Here is a 19,146-nt window from a genome sequence, read left to right on the forward strand (position 1 = left end):
CTTTGTCTGCAAAAAATAAACTCGTGCTTGCTACAGGAAATCAAGGCAAGGTACGTGAAATGGCGAACCTGCTTTCTGACTTTGGCTTTGAGGTGCACGCCCAAAGTGAATATCAGGTCTCAGATGTCGCTGAAACAGGCACAACCTTTATTGAGAACGCCATCATCAAGGCTCGCCATGCCGCGAAAGAAACGGGTCTACCTGCCATTGCTGACGATTCAGGATTGGAGGTCGACTTTATTAAGGGTGCACCTGGGATTTACTCTGCACGCTTTGCAGGCGAAGGGGCAACTGACCAGCAAAACCTAGACAAACTACTCAATGAGCTAGACGGTGTTGCTGAGGAACAACGCAGTGCGCGCTTTCACTGTGTATTGGTGTACATGCGTCACGCGGATGACCCTACACCTATCGTTTGCCATGGAAAATGGGAAGGACGTATCTTAACTAAAGCCCATGGTGACAATGGCTTTGGTTATGACCCGATCTTCTATGTTCCAGAAGATGGATGTGCCTCTGCAGAATTATCCCCTGAGCGTAAAAAGCAGCTCTCTCATCGAGGAAAGGCGCTAAATGAGCTATTCCAACAGCTAAAACAGGCTCTATGAGCACGCTAACGCCACCCGCACTAGGCCTTTATATTCACATACCTTGGTGTGTGCAAAAGTGCCCCTATTGCGACTTCAACTCCCATGCTCTGAAGGGTGATATCCCTGAAGAGTTGTATATCGATGCCCTTCTCGAAGATTTGGATAGCGATATCAGTAAATATACGGACTCCGTTGGCGAAAGAGTGCTTACCTCCATCTTCATTGGTGGCGGTACGCCAAGTCTGATCTCTCCACAGCAAATTGCACGCTTGCTCAGTGGCGTTCAACAGCGCGTTGCCTTCTCGAAAGATATAGAGATCACCATGGAGGCGAACCCTGGCACCATTGAAGCGGAGCGATTTGCTCAGTATGTCTATGCGGGAGTCACACGTATTTCCATAGGCGTGCAAAGCTTTGAGCAGCAAAAGCTTGAGCGCTTAGGTCGCATACACGGTAAAGATGAAGCGGTGAATGCAGCCAAGCTAGCCCATACCATTGATTTGAATAGCTTCAATCTAGACCTGATGCACGGCCTTCCGGAGCAAAGTATTGAGCAGGCGCTGGATGACTTAGGCAAAGCCATTGAACTGGATCCACCACACCTATCTTGGTACCAGTTAACCATTGAACCCAACACTCTGTTCTATTACAAAACGCCGACACTGCCTGATGATGATGACCTTTGGGATATCTTCGAAAGAGGGCATGAGAAGCTGAATGCTGCAGGGTATGTGCAATACGAAATATCAGGTTACAGTAAGCCCGGTTATCAGTGTCAGCACAATCTTAACTACTGGCGCTTTGGTGATTACCTCGGTATCGGCTGTGGTTCACATGGCAAGCTTAGCTTTAGCGACGGACGCATTGTTCGCACTACCAAGACAAAGCACCCTAGAGGCTATCTAGCCAGCTATCAAAACATGGTTAAGCCATACCTAGATACAGAACATATAGTGGCCGATGAAGACCGTCCATTTGAGTTCTTTATGAACCGCTTTAGATTGATCGAAGCCTGCCCTAAGCAGGACTTTGTGAACACAACGGGGCTGCCAATTAGCGCGATTCAATCCACTATCGATTGGGCAATTGAAAAGTCTTACTTAAGTGAAACCGAAAGCCACTGGCAAATCACCCAAAAAGGAAAGCTATTTCTAAATGATTTGCTCGAGGCCTTTATGGTCGAAGAGGATTAGTGGGCAGCTGTCAGAAGAGTAAACGACGGTTAATGGCTTTTCACTAAACACTCAAAAAATTGAGCGCCCTATGCGCTCAGATAGAAGCTCTAAAGCTCTCGTACCTGCCAATGAGTTGCCTGATGCATCAAGCTCAGGCGACCATACTGCGATAGTCATATCACCGGGCACAACAGCAATGATGCCTCCACCCACACCAGACTTCCCCGGCATGCCCACTCGGTAGGCAAATTCACCCGCACCATCATATAAACCACAGGTGGCGAGTAAGGCGTTTAACTGCTTACTTTGAGTCACGGAGACCACACGTTTACCGGTTCTCACCGATATACCCTTGTTGGCCAAATAACTAAAGGTTTTCGCTAGGTCAACACAGCTCATCTTAAGGGCGCAGGCGGTAAAGTAATTCTCCAGAACCGGAATCACCTCACTGTTAAAGTTGTCAAAAGAACGCATTAAATAGGCAATGGCCGCATTGCGATCTCCGTGCATCATCTCCGATGCCGCAACCACCTTGTCATAGACAATATGCGTATCACCTGACAACTGACGCACAAACTCCAGAAGATACTGCCTTGGAGCAGACAAGCGACAATTAAGCAGATCAGCAACCACTATAGCCCCGGCATTGATAAATGGGTTGCGAGGAATGCCTTGTTCCATTTCCAGCTGGATCAGTGAATTAAATGCTTGGCCAGAGGGCTCTTTTCCGACTCTTGTCCAAATGTCTTCTTGCTCATACAGGCGCATGGCAAGGGTTAAACTAAGAGCTTTAGATATAGACTGGATGGAGAATGCCTCGTCCGCATCTCCTGCCTTGAAAACTTCACCTTGATTGGTATATACAGCGATGCCGAGTTTAGTACTCGGGACTTGAGCGAGTGCAGGAATGTAGTTTGCCACTTTCCCTTGCCCTATCAAGGGAGCGACTTCTGCTAGGATGTCTTGCAATAATTCAGCTGTTGGTTTCATTTCTTACCTTGGGTTATTCAAGGACAAAAAAGCCAACACTAGGTTGGCTTTAGGGAAGTCGCTATTTAAGGCTAGTTTAAGGTTTAACAGCAATAAAGATATTGCGGTTAATTGACTGGTCTACGCGGTGCAGATATCCAGTGTAAGGTTCTTTATCTTGCACCTCAAAGCCTTGCTCGGCAAACAGCTCTGCTAGCTCAGTCCACTTCAGAGTGAACTCATTGAACGACAACACTATCGCGCCCTTTGGCTTCAATACACTCTTCCACGCTGGAAGTGCTTCCTCAATCAACTCTAGTGGGCTTCGAGCCATCTTAGTGTCTTTGGCACTCTTGCTACCATGTTGCACACCATAAGGAAGGTCAGAGACCATCACATCACATGAGTTCTTCTTGATGATTTGATTCACAATGCGTGTATCAGCTGCGTACAACTTCATCGATTGCCCAAGGTCTTTCACAAAGTCTTCTTTGTTGACCGCTGCATTAACCACAAAGCCATCGGCAATCTTTTTGCCCGCACTTCCGGTACGTTTTTCCTTGGTCACTTTATGCTTATAACGACCATTTTTCATGTACTTAACGATAAAGGTTTGGATCTCTTGAACCCATTTGGCATTGATCTCTACACCCATAACGTCTAGACCTTGGATCAAGCCCTCATATAGGGTTGTTCCTTTGCCACACATAGGATCCATCAGACACTTTCGCGTGCTGTTAGTTGTAGCCGCACTTAAACCTAAATTAACCATCAAGCGAGTAAATTGCTCATTGGTTTTTCCTGTGTAGCGCAGGATCTGACTCATGCTTTCAGGGAAGGTATTGAACGCTTCAGGTTGCAGTGGCTTGAGTAGTCCCGCCTCTACGACTTGGAAAATGGCATAGTAAATCGACGACGACGACAGTCTTTTGAGTTGCTGCGCGTCCAGTTCTTTATCTGTTTCAAACACTAGAGCTGCAGGTAAACCGATATCCTTTTCCAAGACTTCATCCACGATGATGTCCATAGAAGCAAGAATCGCTTTTAGCTCTGAACACGCGATCTTTACTGCGGTATCAAAGTAGATACGGTTGTGACCCGGATTGGCCAAAATAGCGTATTGAAACATCCAAAAACCTTATTGTTAAATTTGAGCAAGATAGAAATAAAAAAGGGCTACCTAGTAGCCCCTCGATATCAATTAAGCAGTGCGCTTATATTTAATATCCCAGACACCATGTCCAAGGCGATGACCTCGAGCCTCAAACTTGGTCAAAGGACGCTCCTCTGGGCGAGGAATATAGTCACCCTCTGTAGCAATGTTAGCAAAGCCTGGAGCTTGATTCATAATCTCAATCATGTGCTCTGCATAGTTTTCCCAGTCAGTCGCCATGTGGAAAATACCCGTTTCCATCTGAAGCTTTGAACGAAGCATCTCAGCAAACTCAACCTGCACGATACGACGCTTGTGGTGACGCTTCTTGTGCCATGGGTCAGGGAAGAACAGCTGAACGGTCTGTAAGCTGCCATCCTGGATCATGTTCTCAAACACCTCAACGGCATCGTGACACATAACACGAAGGTTAGTGATACCCTCATCACGAGCAAGACCTAGACAAGCACCAACACCTGGGCGGTGAACTTCAATACCAATGAAGTTCTTCTCTGGAGCAGCCTTCGCCATTTCGACTAACGAAGCGCCCATACCAAAGCCAATCTCAAGTACGACTGGGTTAGTGTTACCAAACACCTGTGCCCAATCTAGCAATTCATTTTGATAATCGATGCCCATCGTCGGCCAACATTCGTTCAAAGCGGTTTCCTGACCTTTAGTCAATCGACCTTCTCGACGCACAAAACTGCGGATTTTTCTCACCAGTTTGCCATCTTCGGTATATTCGTTAGTCGTTACTTCGCTCATTCTGTTGCCTGTTCATCGATTAATCAAAGCGGGAATTATCCAAAGAAATCTTCATTACGCAAGTGCATAAATCATTTCAAAGGCAAATTATTCCAATTTCTATGCATATTGGCTGTCTATCGCGCTTAATCAGCACAACTTAGTTTTACTTAACCTAACTATTATGGTGCAATTTCTAACCTTTGATGACTAATTTTGTGGGCTCTCAGTGACACCATTCGCAAATCAGATACTTACTTGGTATCAGCAATACGGTAGGAAACACCTTCCTTGGCAGCAAGACAAAACAGCTTACAAGGTATGGCTATCAGAAATAATGCTACAGCAGACGCAAGTGGCCACTGTCATCCCTTATTTTGAGCGCTTTTTAGAACAATTTCCTGATGTTAACTCTCTGGCTAAGGCTCATATTGATGAGGTGCTGCACCTTTGGACAGGGCTTGGCTATTACGCCAGAGCGCGCAATCTACACAAGAGTGCACAAATCGTAGCAGACCAATATAACGGTAGCTTCCCATTAGATATTGAAGAGCTTAATGCTCTGCCCGGCATTGGTCGCTCTACTGCAGGCGCGATATTGTCATCGGTATTTAATCAGCCTCACCCTATCCTAGATGGCAATGTAAAAAGGGTTCTTGCACGATGTAATGCCATTGATGGTTGGCCTGGTAAAAAGGTCGTTGAAAACGCGTTATGGGCAGTGGCTAGTGAGCATACCCCTGACAAGCGAGTAGACGAATACAACCAAGCTATGATGGATATGGGAGCCATGGTTTGCACTCGCAGCAAGCCTAAGTGTTCGTTGTGCCCCGTTTCTGAGCACTGCGTTGCTTTTAAGCAGCAGAACCAAACTGACTATCCGGGTAAAAAGCCCAAGAAAGAGAAACCTACAAAACAAACTTGGTTTGTGATTCTTCATCATAACGATGAGGTGTGGCTGGAACAAAGACCCTCATCAGGTATCTGGGGAGGCTTACATTGTTTTCCCGAGCAACCTAACGCCGATATCCAACACTACCTACAGACCTTAGGTTGTAGTGAGGGTGAAATTAACAATGCGAAAACGTTGATCGCCTTTAAGCATACTTTCAGTCATTATCACCTAGATATTACGCCTGTATTGTTAAACCTAGAGCAAGTTCCTAGCCTTGTAATGGAACAAAACCAAGGTCTTTGGTATAACTTGTCTCAACCACAGAAACTTGGGCTGGCTGCACCGGTTAAGAACCTGCTAGCAAACCTCAAGTATGATCTAACATAAGGAACACTCATGAGTCGCACAGTATTTTGCGAGCATCTAAAGAAGGATGCAGACGGTCTGGATTTTCAACTGTATCCCGGTGAACTTGGCAAACGCATCTTCGATGGCATCTCTAAAGAAGCTTGGGCCATGTGGCAAAGCAAGCAAACCATGCTAATCAACGAGAAAAAGTTGAACATGATGGATCCTGAGCATCGAAAATTACTAGAAACAGAAATGGTTAACTTTCTGTTTGAGGGCAAAGACATCGTTATCGATGGCTATACGCCACCTAGTCAATAATCCTATCGAGTGGCTTTTGCCACTCTTTTTTTAGTTTTTGGATGCCAATGAAAAAGCTGCTTTATCTTGCCCTTCCCTTAATTCTTGCTGGTTGCAGTCGTGAATTTGTAGAAAAAATCTACGACGTAAACTACGAACCTACTAGCCGATTTGCGGAGAAAAATTTAGCGCCTAAGCCCGGACAGTTTGAAAAAGACACCGCAGCTCTCGACTCATTGATCAGTAGTTTTACCGGTGATATTGAGAAAAAGTGGGGGAAGCAGCAGGTCAAGGTTGCTGGTAAAAGCAACTATGTGAAGTACATAGATAACTATGACAGCCGAGCTGAAGTTAACTTTTCAACAGGTAAGATCACGATCGAAACCGTGGCCTCTAATGATCCAAAAGCCCACCTAAAAACGGCGATCATCACCACTCTATTGACGCCTGATGATCCTGCGCATGTTGATCTTTTCTCTTCATCCAACATTAAGCTAGAAGGTGAACCCTTTTTATATCAACAAGTTGTAGATCAAGAAGGCAAGCCAATCCAGTGGAACTGGCGAGCGAATAAGTTTGCAGACTACCTCATTGCAAACAAGATGAAGACTAAAAAAGTGGACTATAAAATAGCCCACTATGTAGAAATACCTATGGTCGCTACGCACTCAGATGTGCGCTCCTATAAGTACGCCGATATTGTACGAAGGGCGTCGCAGCGCTACGACATTCCAGAAGACCTGATCTACGCGATCATTAAAACAGAAAGCAGCTTTAACCCCTACGCAGTGAGTTGGGCGAATGCCTACGGACTTATGCAGGTGGTACCCAAAACCGCAGGTGCCGACGTGTTTAAGCTGGTTAAAAAGAAGCCTGGCATCCCTACCCCGGAGTATCTGTTCAATCCTGAAAATAATATTGATACCGGTACCGCTTACTTTTACATTCTGAAGAACCGCTACTTGAAGGATGTGAACAATTTCTTATCCCTTGAGTACAGTATGATCTCAGCATACAACGGCGGAACGGGTGGAGTATTGAACACCTTTGATCGAAACAGTCGTAGTAATGCGATGAAAAACTTAAATTCTTTGCAGCCAAATCAAGTTTATTGGGCATTAACCAATAAACATAGCAATGCTGAAGCTCGAAGATATTTGGAGAAGGTGACCAAATATAAGCGCGATTTTAACCAAGGAAAGGGATAATTTGAGCAATATGCTCAAATTAAAAGCAAACAACACGCTTTTTGAAAAAAAACCAAAAAACAGGTTGACGAATTCCTCAAAAATACGTTTAATAGCGCTCCGTTGCCCGGATAGCTCAGTCGGTAGAGCAGAGGATTGAAAATCCTCGTGTCGGTGGTTCGATTCCGCCTCCGGGCACCACAATTTGATTGTTGGTGTTCAAGTAACGTCAACATTGCACAAAGAATAAAGTGTGCCGACTTAGCTCAGTAGGTAGAGCAACTGACTTGTAATCAGTAGGTCACCAGTTCGACTCCGGTAGTCGGCACCATTCTTTATGCCTCGATAGCTCAGTCGGTAGAGCAGCGGATTGAAAATCCGCGTGTCGGTGGTTCGATTCCGCCTCGAGGCACCATTATTTGGTGCTGAATGTGAAAACATTGCACAAATAATTCCCCTTTAGTTCAGTTGGTAGAACGGCGGACTGTTAATCCGTATGTCGCAAGTTCAAGTCTTGCAAGGGGAGCCACATTATAAGCCCTAGTCTTCGGACTGGGGCTTTTTTGTATCTATCGAATTTTGAAAAATAGCTTTGTGAACAGTGAATATGTCACAACCGAAACTCGGCGTGTTAAGTCTCACAAGGGGAGCCACATTAGAAGCACTAGTCTCCGGACTGGGGCTTTTTTGTATCTGTTGGTTTTGGAAGATCATTAGCTTTGTGAACAATGAATATGTCGCAACCGAAACTCGGCGTGTTAAGTCTTGCAAGGGGAGCCACATTATAAGCCTCAGTCCTAGGACTGGGGCTTCTTTGTATCTGCTGGTTTGGAAAATTAGCTTTGTGAACGATGAATATGTCACAACCGAAACTCGGCGTGTTAAGCCTTGCAAGGGGAGCCACATTACAAGCCTCAGTCTTCGGACTGGGGCTTTTTTGTATTTATCGAATTTTGAAAAATAGCTTTGTGAACAGTGAATATGCCACAACCGAAACTCGGCGTGTTAAGTCTTGCAAGGGGAGCCACATTATAAGCCTCAGTCTTCGGACTGGGGCTTTTTGTATTTGTTGGTTTTGGAAGATAATTAGCTTTGTGAACGATGAATATGTCACAACCGAAACTCGGCGTGTTAAGCCTTGCAAGGGGAGCGACATTATAAGCCTCAGTCCTAGGACTGGGGCTTTTTTGTATCTGTCGAATTCTACCTGCGTTCAGCAACCAAGCTTCCCCATTACCGTCGTCTCCGAAGTCTTTTATCGGAGACCTCTTCAATTGCAGATCTAACCAGATCCCCGATAAAACCATTCGGGGATGACGCTGATTAACCCTTTATACAAGTTAGCTACCAATCAGCTCACTTCTTACTTCATCAAGTGCTAACCATCTTCAGCAACTCAAGCTTTCCCACTACCGTCGCCTCCGAAGTCTTTTATCGGAGACCTCTTCAACTGCCGAACTCATTAGATCCCCGATAAAACCATTCGGGGATGACTTTGTTTTACCTTTTGGACGCAAGGTAACTGGTAAGCTGCGCACTTCTTTCTTCATCAAGTGCTAACCAATCTTCAGCAACTCAAGCTTTCCCACTACCGTCGTCTCCGAAGTCTTTTATCGGAGACCTCTTCAATTGCCGAACTAATTAGATCCCCGATAAAACCTTTCGGGGATGACGTTGATTTGCCCTTTACGCACCAGTGAACCAGCCATTAGCAGAATCAAGCTCACTTAATATTTCTTCTCTCAATAATCCCCCTCTTTACCTCTGCTACTAAAAGAATAATAAACCAACACTCAAAAACTTATCTCTCAGCTAATCTCTAGATATGCTCACAGTTAGCGACCAATAAGTTATTACTCAGTACGATCTCCCTGTCATCATCACTAAGTCATAGGTTTATCAATCGCTACCCTATATGTGGTGAGCGATGAATGTAGCAATAAGAAAAGAATTCGTTATTAATTGGTGAAAAAATCGCTCTTTTATACATAAAATGTACGCTTCGGACTAGAATTTCATCAAGCGGAATATTTTTTGCATTTTTTTGTTGACCTGAATAACGAAAAACCGTTTAATACCCCCCGTCGCCCGGATAGCTCAGTCGGTAGAGCAGAGGATTGAAAATCCTCGTGTCGGTGGTTCGATTCCGCCTCCGGGCACCACAATTTAATTGTTGGTGTCTTAGACATCAGTAAAGAATATAGTGTGCCGACTTAGCTCAGTAGGTAGAGCAACTGACTTGTAATCAGTAGGTCACCAGTTCGACTCCGGTAGTCGGCACCATTTATTTACTTTAAAAGTAATTCCCCTTTAGTTCAGTTGGTAGAACGGCGGACTGTTAATCCGTATGTCGCAAGTTCAAGTCTTGCAAGGGGAGCCATTTTTCATCACTAGCTAATGCTATTGATACGGCGCCGACTTAGCTCAGTAGGTAGAGCAACTGACTTGTAATCAGTAGGTCACCAGTTCGATTCCGGTAGTCGGCACCATTTATTTGCTTAAAAGTAATTCCCCTTTAGTTCAGTTGGTAGAACGGCGGACTGTTAATCCGTATGTCGCAAGTTCAAGTCTTGCAAGGGGAGCCACATTATAAGCCCAGTCCTCGGACTGGGCTTTTTTGTATCTGTCGAATTTTGAAAAGTAGCTTTGTGAACAGTGAATATGTCGTAACCGAAACTCGGCGTGTTAAGTCTCACAAGGGAAGCTACATTAGAAGCCCTAGTCCTCGGACTAGGGCTTTTTTGTCTCTGAAGAACTTTGTGTACAGCGGATATGTCACTACGGAGGCTAGGCTAATTACATCGTCATTCCAGCCTTGAGCTGGAATCTTAGGTAGATCTGAAGCATCCAAGATACTGGCCTTCGCCAGTATGACACTTTAAAACGTTGGCTACAGGGAAGGTACTCAAAAGCCCTTCATCTAAATATTCCTCTTTCCAAAAAAGTACTAACCACTATTGATTATTCGCTCCCACATCATTCTGGCAATGCAGCATCCAACGGATACCAAACTTATCAACGAGCTGCCCAAAGTGTGCCCCCCAAAACATATCGGTTAGAGGCATAATCACCTGCCCTTCTTCCGCCAATGCATTAAATATCTCAGCCTGTTGGCTCATATCGTCAAGCATTATAGATAGGGCAATAGGTCCGTCTCTCTCTGTGCTTTTCAGGCCGTCTGACATCATCAGTGAGAAGTGAGGGCATTTAAACTCGGCATGCATAACCCAATGAGGCTCGGCGCCCTCTATAACCTGGGGAGCGTCAGAGAAGAGCTGCTGTGAAACAACCTCACCAGAGAATACATCACAATAAAAAGCTAGGGCCTGTTCGCATTTCCCTGAGAAAAATAAATATGGAGTCAGTTGGCTCATATGTACACCTTGAGTGAGTTTGTCTGTATCTCAAAACTAGGAGTGTCACGAACAATCTTCAAGTTAGAGCCTTCATAAAAACCCGGTAATTCCCTAATATTAATCACTACAATATAAAGCAGACTCCACGCCCCCAAGATCAATGGCTCTACATCTGTTTGCCAGTTCACATAGGTTAAAACGCAGATCCTCACTTTTTTAGAATATCACCCTGCCAATAATGTAATTTAATTACAAGATGTTACTGACACCCCTTACTCGCGCAAAAACCACACAGACAAAGTCTACAAACCAACCATTTATTCACTGTAATTATGCATGAAATGCAATAAATGAGATCTGCATCACAATAAATATTCTCCCCAAAGAGGAAAAACTGTGACCTACATCTGCAGTAAATGAGAGTAAATCTCAATAAGTTGTTTGTGTAATTTATTGACACCCACTTTATGTGACCTAGATCACCCTTAATTGATAATACAAACAGCTCGACCGTGATTGTGATCACATTTAATGGGTGTCACGTGCGTTTTTAAATTTATGTGATAGATTTTTGTCAACGTTAACCAGAACAACACTGCCAACTGGCTCAAATAATAAACGAGGTCACCCTATGCTATCTCCCGAAGCTAAGATCAAAGTACAGAACTTTGGTCGTTTCCTCTCCAACATGGTTATGCCTAATATTGGGGCATTCATTGCTTGGGGTTTCATTACCGCCCTATTCATTCCAACAGGCTGGATTCCTAACGAAACGTTAGCCGCTATGGTTGGTCCTATGATTACCTACCTTCTACCGCTCTTAATCGGTTATACAGGTGGTAAAATGGTCGGAGGCGACCGTGGAGCTGTAGTAGGTGCAATCACTACTATGGGTGTTATCGTTGGTACTGACATTCCAATGTTCATGGGTGCAATGATCGTAGGTCCTCTAGGCGGCCTAGCAATCAAGAAATTTGACGCTGCTGTTCACGGTAAAGTGAAGAGTGGCTTTGAGATGTTGGTAAACAATTTCTCTGCCGGTATCGTTGGTATGATTTGTGCCATCCTAGCATTCTTAGTTGTTGGTCCTGCGGTTAAACTTCTATCTTCAGCACTTGCTGCTGGTGTAGACGTAATGGTAAACGCTGGCTTGCTTCCTTTAGCTTCTATTTTTGTAGAGCCTGCGAAGATTCTGTTCCTAAACAACGCAATCAACCACGGTATCTTTACTCCACTAGGTGTTCAGCAATCTGAAGAACTAGGTCGTTCAATCTTCTTCCTGATTGAAGCGAACCCAGGTCCAGGTCTTGGTCTACTTCTAGCGTACATGGTATTTGGTAAAGGCAACGCTAAGCAATCTGCTGCTGGTGCTTCTATCATCCACTTCTTTGGTGGTATTCACGAAATCTACTTCCCATACGTATTGATGAACCCTCGTCTAATCCTTGCTGTAATCGCAGGTGGTATGACTGGTGTATTCACTAACGTAGTATTTAGCTCAGGTCTGATTTCTCCAGCATCTCCTGGCTCTATCTTTGCTGTTCTAATCATGACACCTAAAGATTCATTCATCGGTGTAATTCTTTCTGTAGTAGCAGCGGCAGCGGTATCATTCCTTGTTGCATCATTGCTAATGAAAACTCAAGCTCAAGCAGACGATGAAGAAGACTCTCTAGAGAAAGCAGCAAGTCAAATGAAAGACATGAAAGCGTCTTCTAAAGGCCAAGCTGCAAACGCTGACGTAAACATGTCAGCAGTAAAAAACATCATTGTAGCGTGTGACGCAGGTATGGGTTCAAGTGCAATGGGTGCAGGTCTACTACGTAAGAAAGTAGAAGCGGCTGGCCTAGATATTTCAGTAACTAACCTAGCAATCAACAACCTACCGCAAGATGTCGATATCGTTGTAACGCACAAAGATCTTACTGACCGTGCTCGTTCAGTTGTTGATAGTGCTTACCACATTTCACTGTCTAACTTCCTAGACGGCGCTGTGTACGACAATCTCGTTGCACAACTCCTAGAAGCTCAAGGTGCTTCAGAAGCCCCAGCAGTTGCTAAAGAAGAGACAGAGCAGCAAGGTACATTGAAACTGTCAAACGACAATATCTTCCTTGGCATGCAAGCAAAGACTAAAGAAGAAGTCATTAAATTTGCCGGTGAGCAACTGGTTAAGCTTGGCAATGTTCGCCCAGAATATGTAGACGGCATGCTTGCTCGTGAAGAGTTGGTATCAACCTACCTAGGTGAGTCAATTGCTGTACCACACGGCACTATCGAAGCTAAGCAGTATGTTGAAAGCACTGGCATCGTGTTCTGCCAATTCCCTGAAGGTATTCAGTGGGGTGAAGACGAAGATGATGTTGCGAAGATGGTAATCGGTATCGCGGCACAAGGTGACGAACATATTCAAGTTATCACCGCTATCACTAATTCACTTGATGACGAAGAAGCTGTTGAACTGTTGAAGACTACATCGAACCCTCAAGATGTATTGAATATCCTCAACGGAAAATAAAATTGCTTTAAGTCACGCTCCTAAGTAAGTGACGAGGCCAGCTCCCCTTATTATTACGCTGGCCTCCTTTTTATTTTTATTAATTTCTATTGGTTAGGTACTGTTATGAAAGCTTTACATTTTGGCGCAGGTAACATTGGTCGTGGTTTTATCGGTAAGCTGCTTGCTGACGCTGGTATCGCAGTGACATTTGCAGATGTAAATGAAACTGTAGTGAACGCTCTTATCGAGCGAAATGAATATTCAGTTAAGGTTGTTGGCGCAGATTGTGTTGTAGACACAGTTTCAAACGTAACCGCTGTTAACTCAACTAGCCCTGAAGTTGTGAACTGCATTGCAGAGTCAGACATGGTGACAACTGCAGTAGGACCAACGGTTCTAAACATCATCTCAAAAACCATCGCACAAGGCCTTGAGCTACGTTTCTCACAAGGTAATGAAGCACCACTAAACATCATTGCTTGTGAAAACATGGTACGTGGTACGACTCAGCTTAAAGAAGCCGTTTACGGCCACCTAAGTGATGAAGCACAAGCGAAAGCCGACCAATATGTAGGCTTTGTTGATTCAGCAGTAGACCGTATCGTTCCACCAGCAGAAGAAGGTGAAACGGACCCACTAGCCGTGACCGTTGAAACCTTTAGTGAGTGGATCGTCGATCAAACTCAATTCAAGGGCGAGATTCCTAACATCCCTGGTATGGAATGCACTGATAACCTAATGGCATTTGTTGAGCGTAAACTATTTACCCTGAACACTGGCCACTTAATCACTGCATATCTCGGCGTTCTTGCAGGTCACGAGACCATCAAGGATTCTATCGAAGATCCTGCGATTCTTGCAGAAGTACAAGCGGCAATGGAAGAAAGTGGTGAAGTATTGATTCGTCGCTACGGCTTCGACCCTGAAGCTCACGCTGCTTACATTCAAAAGATTCTTGGTCGATTCGCCAACCCGTTCCTTCGTGATGAAGTGGATCGCGTAGGCCGCCAACCTATTCGTAAGCTAAGCCCTCAAGACCGTTTGATCAAGCCGCTTAACGGTACTCTAGAGTACAACCTACCGAACACGCACCTGCTAAAAGGTATCGCTGCTGCATTCCATTATAAGAATGACGACGATCCACAAGCAGTTGAACTTCAAGCTATGTTTGCTGAAAAAGGCTTTGCTGAGACATTAGCGCACTACTCTGAGCTGAATGTTGATGCTGAAGTTGTTAAACTAGCGGAACAAGCTTACCTAGCGATTAAATGATCCAAACAATAGGTGCCTCTTATGAGGCGCCTTTTAATTTTAGTCCCCACAACAATAAGAGTAGTATGCCCATAACCCCTGAGCATGAAACAGAACTCCTTGAGGCCCTTTCTGAAGCAGAGAGCGCTCACGAGTGCCTGCTAACTGCCTATGATGCATTAGACGATACCGTTGACGCATTGCTCAAGAGTATCTTTTTCAAAGATGATTATGCGGTTAAATTTGTGGTTGATCCCTTACTAACGAACGATGGTCCTTTAGGGGAAATCCAAGTAAGAACCAAGCTTTTGTTAGGGTTAGGAAGTATCTCCAAAGAGATTTACGACGATATAGAGATCTTCGTGACGTTAAGGGAATGGGCTAAGATTCAGGGAGAAGAAGTCAGCTTCACAGAGGTTGATGTGTTATTTGAGCTCAACAAGATAAACTCAATTAAGGGCATTATGCCACTTGAGTTTGATGCGACCTTTGCTGAAGGTATGAGTGGCGCCACATTAGACATGTTTCTAACTCGGCACTTCCAGAGAGTACGCTCTACCCTAGTGCTCGCCATCACGGATATCATCAACAAACTCTGTCGTGAAAATGACTTAACCTCCTAAGACAAAAAAACCACCTTGCGGTGGTTTTTTATTAACTATTCAATCGAACCAAGCTTATAGATCTTTGATGTTCTCAGCTTCTAGCTCGTTAAAGTACTTAACCGTTTTCACTTTAAGCTCTTGCTGTGCTGGTTCATCAGCAACGATGATTGCCTTATTGTGAAGCTGTAGAGCCGTCACTGTCCACATGTGGTTTACGCTGCCTTCAACTGCCATTTGCAATGCTTGCGCTTTGTTGTGGCCTAGGGAAAGAATCATCACTTCTTCCGCATCAAGCAAAGTAGCAACGCCGATAGTTAGTGCGTATTTTGGAACTTGGTTGATGTCGCCATCAAAGAAGCGAGAGTTCGCAATGCGAGTATCTTCAGTTAGAGTCTTGATACGTGTACGCGATGATAGAGATGAGCCTGGCTCATTGAAAGCAATGTGCCCATCAATACCAACACCACCCATGAATAGGTTAATCTTGCCGTAAGACTTCATTTTAGCTTCGTATGCTGCGCAGTGAGCATCGATATCGTCAGCCAAGCCATCAAGCAGGTTGATGTTTTCTTCTTGAACATCAACATGATTAAAGAAGTTGTTGTACATGAAAGAGCGATAAGATTCTGGATGCTCAGGGTCAATGCCTACATACTCATCCATGTTGAAGGTAACAACGTTCTTGAAGCTCACTTCACCCGCTTTATACAATTCAATTAATGCTTTGTAAGTGGTTAGTGGAGTGCCACCTGTTGGTAGACCCAGAACAAATGGTCGCTCTGCTGTTGGTTGGAACTTGTTGATGCTTGCAACGATATGACGAGCAGCCCACTTACCTACTTTTTCAGCATTGCTTAACGGAATCAGTCTCATAACTCTACCTTTCTAGTAATTAGGGTTTTAATGTTTTTTTGTAGTGTAAAATAAGTAGTAATTTTGTCCAACCCTTATTAGCGATTTTTTGACCTAGATCAGCCATAATCAGCAAAACTCAGGCCTTAAACCTTCAATAAATGCCCTTTCATTGCCTTTCTAAACGAAAGATAGCAAGCGTAAACACCCAAATAATTCTCTTCGAAAATTATGCTTTTCAATTCATAAATAACAGTACCTTATGACAAAAGGCCGTGACCTTACTGGTTTCGACTGGCTTTCGAAGTGTAGACATTTAAGTTTCGATATGAAAGAATGCACCCACTAAAACGAAAGAAACCGAATATGACTAAACGAAATACTCAAATTCGACGCAGTGCTATCGCCTCTCTTGTAGAGGAACAAGGCGAAGTGACTGTTGAAGAACTAGCAAAACGCTTTGATACATCAGAAGTTACTATTCGTAAAGACCTCGCATCGTTAGAACAAAGTGGACAGCTACTCCGTCGCTATGGTGGCGCCGTCTCTATCCCAACCGAAACGGTAGCCGAAGAGCTCAATATACTGATTTCAGAAGAGAAGCTATCTCTAGCCTCAGTCGCCGCCTCCTTGGTTCGTGACCACAATCGAATATTAATCGATAGCGGCAGCACCACTGGTGCTCTTATTTCTAAGCTAAATACCAAGAAAGGCTTAGTGGTAATGACCAATTCATTAACCGCAGCGAATGCGCTTAATGAGCTAGAGAGTGAGCCGACCCTATTGATGACTGGTGGCACTTGGGATGCACATTCAGACTCATTTCAAGGCCAAGTCGCCGAAGCAGCTCTTCGTTCGTACGATTTTGACCAGCTGTTTGTTGGCGCCGATGGTATCGACCTTGAGCGAGGAACGACTACCTTTAATGAACTTATTGGTTTAAGTCGCGTGATGGCTGAGGTATCTCGCCAGGTTATCGTCATGATTGAGTCAGACAAGATTGGTCGTCGCATTCCCAACTTAGAACTCGCTTGGGACAGCATCGATATCGTAATTACCGATAAAAACCTGTCTGACGAATACAAACAAATTATCGAATCAAAAGCTGTTCGCGTTATCCGAGCAGCCAACTAAATTTAAAACTACTATCGTCTTTGCTGTATACGTAAAGACAAACCGGAGAATAAAACATGTGTGGAATTGTTGGTGCAGTAGCACAGCGTGATGTAGCAGAGATCCTTGTCGAAGGCCTTCGTCGTCTTGAGTACCGTGGTTACGACTCAGCAGGTGTTGCTGTTGTTGACGCAGAGTCAAACCTAACTCGCGTTCGCCGCTTAGGTAAGGTTCAAGAACTTGCAGACGCTGTAGATGCACAAAACGTTCTAGGCGGTACAGGTATCGCACACACTCGCTGGGCAACGCACGGCGAGCCAAGTGAAGTAAACGCTCACCCTCATATGTCGGGTGACATTGCTGTTGTGCACAATGGCATCATCGAAAACCACGAAGAGCTGCGTGAGCTTTTAGTTGGCCGTGGCTATGTCTTTACTTCTCAAACCGATACTGAAGTTATTGCTCACCTAGTTGAGTGGGAACTAAGAACATCAGCATCTCTAGTTGAGGCTCTACAAAAGACCGCTAAGCAACTAGATGGTGCTTACGGCACAGTAGCAGTTGATCGCAAAGACCCAAGCCGTATCGTTGTCGCTCGCTCTGGTAGCCCAATTGTGATTGGTTTAGGTGTAGGTGAGAACTTTCTTGCTTCAGATCAGCTAGCGCTACTTAACGTAACGCGTCGCTTCATCTACCTAGAAGAAGGTGATATCGCAGAAATCACTCGCCGTGACGTATCTATCTTCGATGCAGAAGGTCACTCAGTAGAGCGTGAAGAGCACGAATCTAACGCTGAGCACGATGCAGGTGATAAAGGTAAATACCGTCACTTCATGCAAAAAGAGATCTTCGAGCAACCTACAGCGCTAATTAGCACTATGGAAGGCCGTATCTCTGCAGATTCAGTCATCACTAACGCTATCGGCGTTAAAGCAGAAGAAATCCTTAGCAAGGTAGAACACGTTCAGATCATTGCTTGTGGTACTTCATACAACTCAGGCATGGCTGCTCGTTACTGGTTCGAATCTATCGCTGGTGTAAGCTGTGACGTAGAAATCGCATCTGAGTTCCGTTACCGCAAATTCGTAACTCGTCCAAACAGCCTACTTGTGACTCTTTCTCAATCAGGTGAAACGGCCGATACGCTAGCTGCACTTCGCCTAGCAAAAGAAAAAGGTTACATGGCGGCAATGACCATCTGTAACGTGGCAGGCTCTTCTCTTGTTCGTGAATCTGATTTTGCCTTCATGACTCGCGCAGGAACAGAGATCGGTGTTGCTTCAACAAAAGCATTCACCACTCAACTTGCAGCAATGCTGATGATGGTAGTTTCAATTGGTCGTCTGCAAGGTCGCGTCGATTCAGCTCGTGAAGCTGAGATTGTTCAAGCTCTACATGAACTGCCAACGGCTATTGAAAAAGCGCTAGCGTTCGATAAAGAAATCGAAGCTCTAGCCCCTGATTTTGCTGACAAGCACCATACATTATTCCTAGGCCGCGGTGAGTACTACCCAATTGCTATGGAAGCATCTCTTAAACTCAAAGAGATCTCTTACATCCATGCTGAAGCTTATGCAGCAGGTGAATTAAAGCACGGTCCTCTTGCTCTTATTGATGCCGATATGCCAGTAGTGGTTATCGCACCAAACAACGAGCTTCTAGAGAAGCTGAAATCTAACGTTGAAGAAGTACGTGCACGTGGTGGACTACTGTATGTATTTGCTGACGAAAAAGCGGGCTTTGAGAGCGATGAAAACATGAAGATCATCAAGATGCCTCATGTAAATGAAATTACAGCGCCTATCTTCTACACAGTTCCAATGCAGCTACTGTCGTACCACGTAGCATTGATCAAAGGTACCGATGTAGACCAACCTCGTAACCTAGCAAAAGCGGTTACTGTTGAGTAAGCAAAACATAAGTTTATGAATTAAAGGGACCTTTGGTCCCTTTTTTATTATCAAACTTATAATAATCGCCATTACATATAATTAATCAACAAGTAAATAAAACTCCATTCGATATATTATTAATAACTAATCATTACAGGTTATTCTACTCTTTATACAGACTGTTAAGACTTGGTTACTAGATTGGTATATAAG

General features: G+C 44.4%; 15 protein-coding genes and 9 tRNA genes. 19 read left to right on the forward strand and 5 right to left on the reverse strand.

Translation table 11 applies throughout. The annotated features are described in order from the left end of the window. Positions 1 to 2: 2 nt before the first annotated feature. Both A6E01_RS11100 and hemW read left to right on the forward strand, forming a co-directional pair. Positions 3 to 608, forward strand: coding sequence for an XTP/dITP diphosphatase (locus A6E01_RS11100; RefSeq protein ID WP_065210227.1), 606 nt, complete (start codon positions 3 to 5; stop codon positions 606 to 608). Then, complete coding sequence (hemW, locus tag A6E01_RS11105) at positions 605 to 1,783, forward strand: radical SAM family heme chaperone HemW (RefSeq protein WP_065210228.1); 1,179 nt, start codon at positions 605 to 607, stop codon at positions 1,781 to 1,783. Before A6E01_RS11100 ends, hemW begins: the two co-directional genes overlap by 4 nt. 51 nt (positions 1,784 to 1,834) lie before the next feature. Here the strand turns inward: hemW and glsB are convergent, their stop codons facing one another. The 3 genes from glsB to trmB form a co-directional block, all read right to left on the reverse strand. After that, positions 1,835 to 2,755, reverse strand: a complete 921-nt coding sequence (glsB, locus tag A6E01_RS11110) for a glutaminase B (protein WP_065210229.1) — start codon at positions 2,753 to 2,755, stop codon at positions 1,835 to 1,837. 76 nt (positions 2,756 to 2,831) lie between these two features. Beyond that, positions 2,832 to 3,863, reverse strand: coding sequence for a TRM11 family SAM-dependent methyltransferase (locus tag A6E01_RS11115; RefSeq protein WP_065210230.1), 1,032 nt, complete (start codon positions 3,861 to 3,863; stop codon positions 2,832 to 2,834). A gap of 72 nt (positions 3,864 to 3,935) precedes the next feature. Next, a complete protein-coding gene (gene trmB, locus A6E01_RS11120; protein ID WP_065210231.1) occupies positions 3,936 to 4,655 on the reverse strand; it encodes a tRNA (guanosine(46)-N7)-methyltransferase TrmB in 720 nt (239 codons plus the stop codon). A 208-nt stretch (positions 4,656 to 4,863) separates the two neighbouring features. Here trmB and mutY point away from each other — a divergent pair, with 208 nt between their 5' ends. The 12 genes from mutY (at position 4,864) to A6E01_RS11190 (ending at position 9,949) form a co-directional block, all read left to right on the forward strand. Continuing rightward, on the forward strand, positions 4,864 to 5,916 hold the full coding sequence (gene mutY / locus A6E01_RS11125) for an A/G-specific adenine glycosylase (protein ID WP_065210232.1): 1,053 nt from the start codon (positions 4,864 to 4,866) through the stop codon (positions 5,914 to 5,916). 9 nt (positions 5,917 to 5,925) lie between these two features. Next, entirely contained in the window at positions 5,926 to 6,198 is a 273-nt protein-coding gene (locus A6E01_RS11130) for an oxidative damage protection protein (RefSeq protein WP_017027133.1), read from the forward strand. Positions 6,199 to 6,245: 47 nt separating this feature from the next. Further along, positions 6,246 to 7,385 carry a membrane-bound lytic murein transglycosylase MltC gene (gene mltC / locus A6E01_RS11135; RefSeq protein WP_065210233.1) on the forward strand — a complete coding sequence of 380 codons (1,140 nt, stop codon included), beginning with the start codon at positions 6,246 to 6,248 and terminating at the stop codon, positions 7,383 to 7,385. A 104-nt stretch (positions 7,386 to 7,489) separates the two neighbouring features. Further along, a tRNA-Phe gene (locus A6E01_RS11140) sits at positions 7,490 to 7,565 on the forward strand. Between the two features lie 54 nt (positions 7,566 to 7,619). Further along, positions 7,620 to 7,695 (forward strand) — tRNA-Thr (locus A6E01_RS11145). Positions 7,696 to 7,703: 8 nt separating this feature from the next. After that, a tRNA-Phe gene (locus A6E01_RS11150) sits at positions 7,704 to 7,779 on the forward strand. 38 nt (positions 7,780 to 7,817) lie between these two features. Next, positions 7,818 to 7,893: transfer RNA gene (locus A6E01_RS11155), tRNA-Asn, on the forward strand. A gap of 1,557 nt (positions 7,894 to 9,450) precedes the next feature. Continuing rightward, positions 9,451 to 9,526 (forward strand) — tRNA-Phe (locus tag A6E01_RS11170). A gap of 45 nt (positions 9,527 to 9,571) precedes the next feature. Then, positions 9,572 to 9,647: transfer RNA gene (locus tag A6E01_RS11175), tRNA-Thr, on the forward strand. 21 nt (positions 9,648 to 9,668) lie between these two features. Continuing rightward, positions 9,669 to 9,744, forward strand: a tRNA-Asn gene (locus tag A6E01_RS11180). Between the two features lie 33 nt (positions 9,745 to 9,777). Beyond that, positions 9,778 to 9,853 (forward strand) — tRNA-Thr (locus tag A6E01_RS11185). A 20-nt stretch (positions 9,854 to 9,873) separates the two neighbouring features. Continuing rightward, positions 9,874 to 9,949, forward strand: a tRNA-Asn gene (locus A6E01_RS11190). Between the two features lie 369 nt (positions 9,950 to 10,318). Here A6E01_RS11190 and A6E01_RS11195 read toward each other — a convergent pair. Continuing rightward, positions 10,319 to 10,738 carry a VOC family protein gene (locus tag A6E01_RS11195; protein WP_017026781.1) on the reverse strand — a complete coding sequence of 140 codons (420 nt, stop codon included), beginning with the start codon at positions 10,736 to 10,738 and terminating at the stop codon, positions 10,319 to 10,321. 613 nt (positions 10,739 to 11,351) lie between these two features. Here A6E01_RS11195 and A6E01_RS11200 point away from each other — a divergent pair. The 3 genes from A6E01_RS11200 (at position 11,352) to A6E01_RS11210 (ending at position 15,094) form a co-directional block, all read left to right on the forward strand. Then, on the forward strand, positions 11,352 to 13,238 hold the full coding sequence (locus A6E01_RS11200) for a PTS mannitol transporter subunit IICBA (RefSeq protein ID WP_065210235.1): 1,887 nt from the start codon (positions 11,352 to 11,354) through the stop codon (positions 13,236 to 13,238). Positions 13,239 to 13,343: 105 nt separating this feature from the next. Further along, complete coding sequence (locus A6E01_RS11205; protein ID WP_065210236.1) at positions 13,344 to 14,492, forward strand: mannitol-1-phosphate 5-dehydrogenase; 1,149 nt, start codon at positions 13,344 to 13,346, stop codon at positions 14,490 to 14,492. Between the two features lie 65 nt (positions 14,493 to 14,557). Then, the gene (locus A6E01_RS11210; protein ID WP_065210237.1) at positions 14,558 to 15,094 is read left to right on the forward strand and encodes an MltR family transcriptional regulator; all 537 of its coding nucleotides are present in this window, start codon (positions 14,558 to 14,560) and stop codon (positions 15,092 to 15,094) included. Between the two features lie 54 nt (positions 15,095 to 15,148). Here the strand turns inward: A6E01_RS11210 and nagB are convergent, their stop codons facing one another. Then, positions 15,149 to 15,949: a glucosamine-6-phosphate deaminase gene (gene nagB / locus A6E01_RS11215; RefSeq protein WP_017026777.1), complete on the reverse strand. Its 801-nt coding sequence runs from the start codon at positions 15,947 to 15,949 to the stop codon at positions 15,149 to 15,151. 345 nt (positions 15,950 to 16,294) lie between these two features. On the opposite strand from nagB, the gene A6E01_RS11220 reads away from it, so the two are divergent. Together A6E01_RS11220 and glmS are read left to right on the forward strand one after the other, a co-directional pair. Next, positions 16,295 to 17,062: a DeoR/GlpR family DNA-binding transcription regulator gene (locus A6E01_RS11220; RefSeq protein WP_017026776.1), complete on the forward strand. Its 768-nt coding sequence runs from the start codon at positions 16,295 to 16,297 to the stop codon at positions 17,060 to 17,062. Positions 17,063 to 17,118: 56 nt separating this feature from the next. Beyond that, positions 17,119 to 18,951, forward strand: a complete 1,833-nt coding sequence (gene glmS, locus A6E01_RS11225; protein WP_017026775.1) for a glutamine--fructose-6-phosphate transaminase (isomerizing) — start codon at positions 17,119 to 17,121, stop codon at positions 18,949 to 18,951. The last annotated feature ends 195 nt before the right edge of the window (positions 18,952 to 19,146 follow it).

The organism is Vibrio breoganii (assembly GCF_001677275.1).
Lineage (GTDB): Bacteria > Pseudomonadota > Gammaproteobacteria > Enterobacterales > Vibrionaceae > Vibrio > Vibrio breoganii.

Excerpts from the sequence above, each read along its gene's own strand:
- hemW (WP_065210228.1), top strand. The coding sequence starts at position 605 with ATGAGCACGCTAACGCCACCCGCACTAGGCCTTTATATTCACATACCT.
- glsB (WP_065210229.1), bottom strand. The coding sequence starts at position 2,755 with ATGAAACCAACAGCTGAATTATTGCAAGACATCCTAGCAGAAGTCGCT.
- A6E01_RS11115 (WP_065210230.1), bottom strand. The coding sequence starts at position 3,863 with ATGTTTCAATACGCTATTTTGGCCAATCCGGGTCACAACCGTATCTAC.
- trmB (WP_065210231.1), bottom strand. The coding sequence starts at position 4,655 with ATGAGCGAAGTAACGACTAACGAATATACCGAAGATGGCAAACTGGTG.
- A6E01_RS11130 (WP_017027133.1), top strand. The coding sequence starts at position 5,926 with ATGAGTCGCACAGTATTTTGCGAGCATCTAAAGAAGGATGCAGACGGT.
- mltC (WP_065210233.1), top strand. The coding sequence starts at position 6,246 with ATGAAAAAGCTGCTTTATCTTGCCCTTCCCTTAATTCTTGCTGGTTGC.
- A6E01_RS11195 (WP_017026781.1), bottom strand. The coding sequence starts at position 10,738 with ATGAGCCAACTGACTCCATATTTATTTTTCTCAGGGAAATGCGAACAG.
- A6E01_RS11200 (WP_065210235.1), top strand. The coding sequence starts at position 11,352 with ATGCTATCTCCCGAAGCTAAGATCAAAGTACAGAACTTTGGTCGTTTC.
- A6E01_RS11205 (WP_065210236.1), top strand. The coding sequence starts at position 13,344 with ATGAAAGCTTTACATTTTGGCGCAGGTAACATTGGTCGTGGTTTTATC.
- A6E01_RS11210 (WP_065210237.1), top strand. The coding sequence starts at position 14,558 with ATGCCCATAACCCCTGAGCATGAAACAGAACTCCTTGAGGCCCTTTCT.
- nagB (WP_017026777.1), bottom strand. The coding sequence starts at position 15,949 with ATGAGACTGATTCCGTTAAGCAATGCTGAAAAAGTAGGTAAGTGGGCT.
- A6E01_RS11220 (WP_017026776.1), top strand. The coding sequence starts at position 16,295 with ATGACTAAACGAAATACTCAAATTCGACGCAGTGCTATCGCCTCTCTT.
- glmS (WP_017026775.1), top strand. The coding sequence starts at position 17,119 with ATGTGTGGAATTGTTGGTGCAGTAGCACAGCGTGATGTAGCAGAGATC.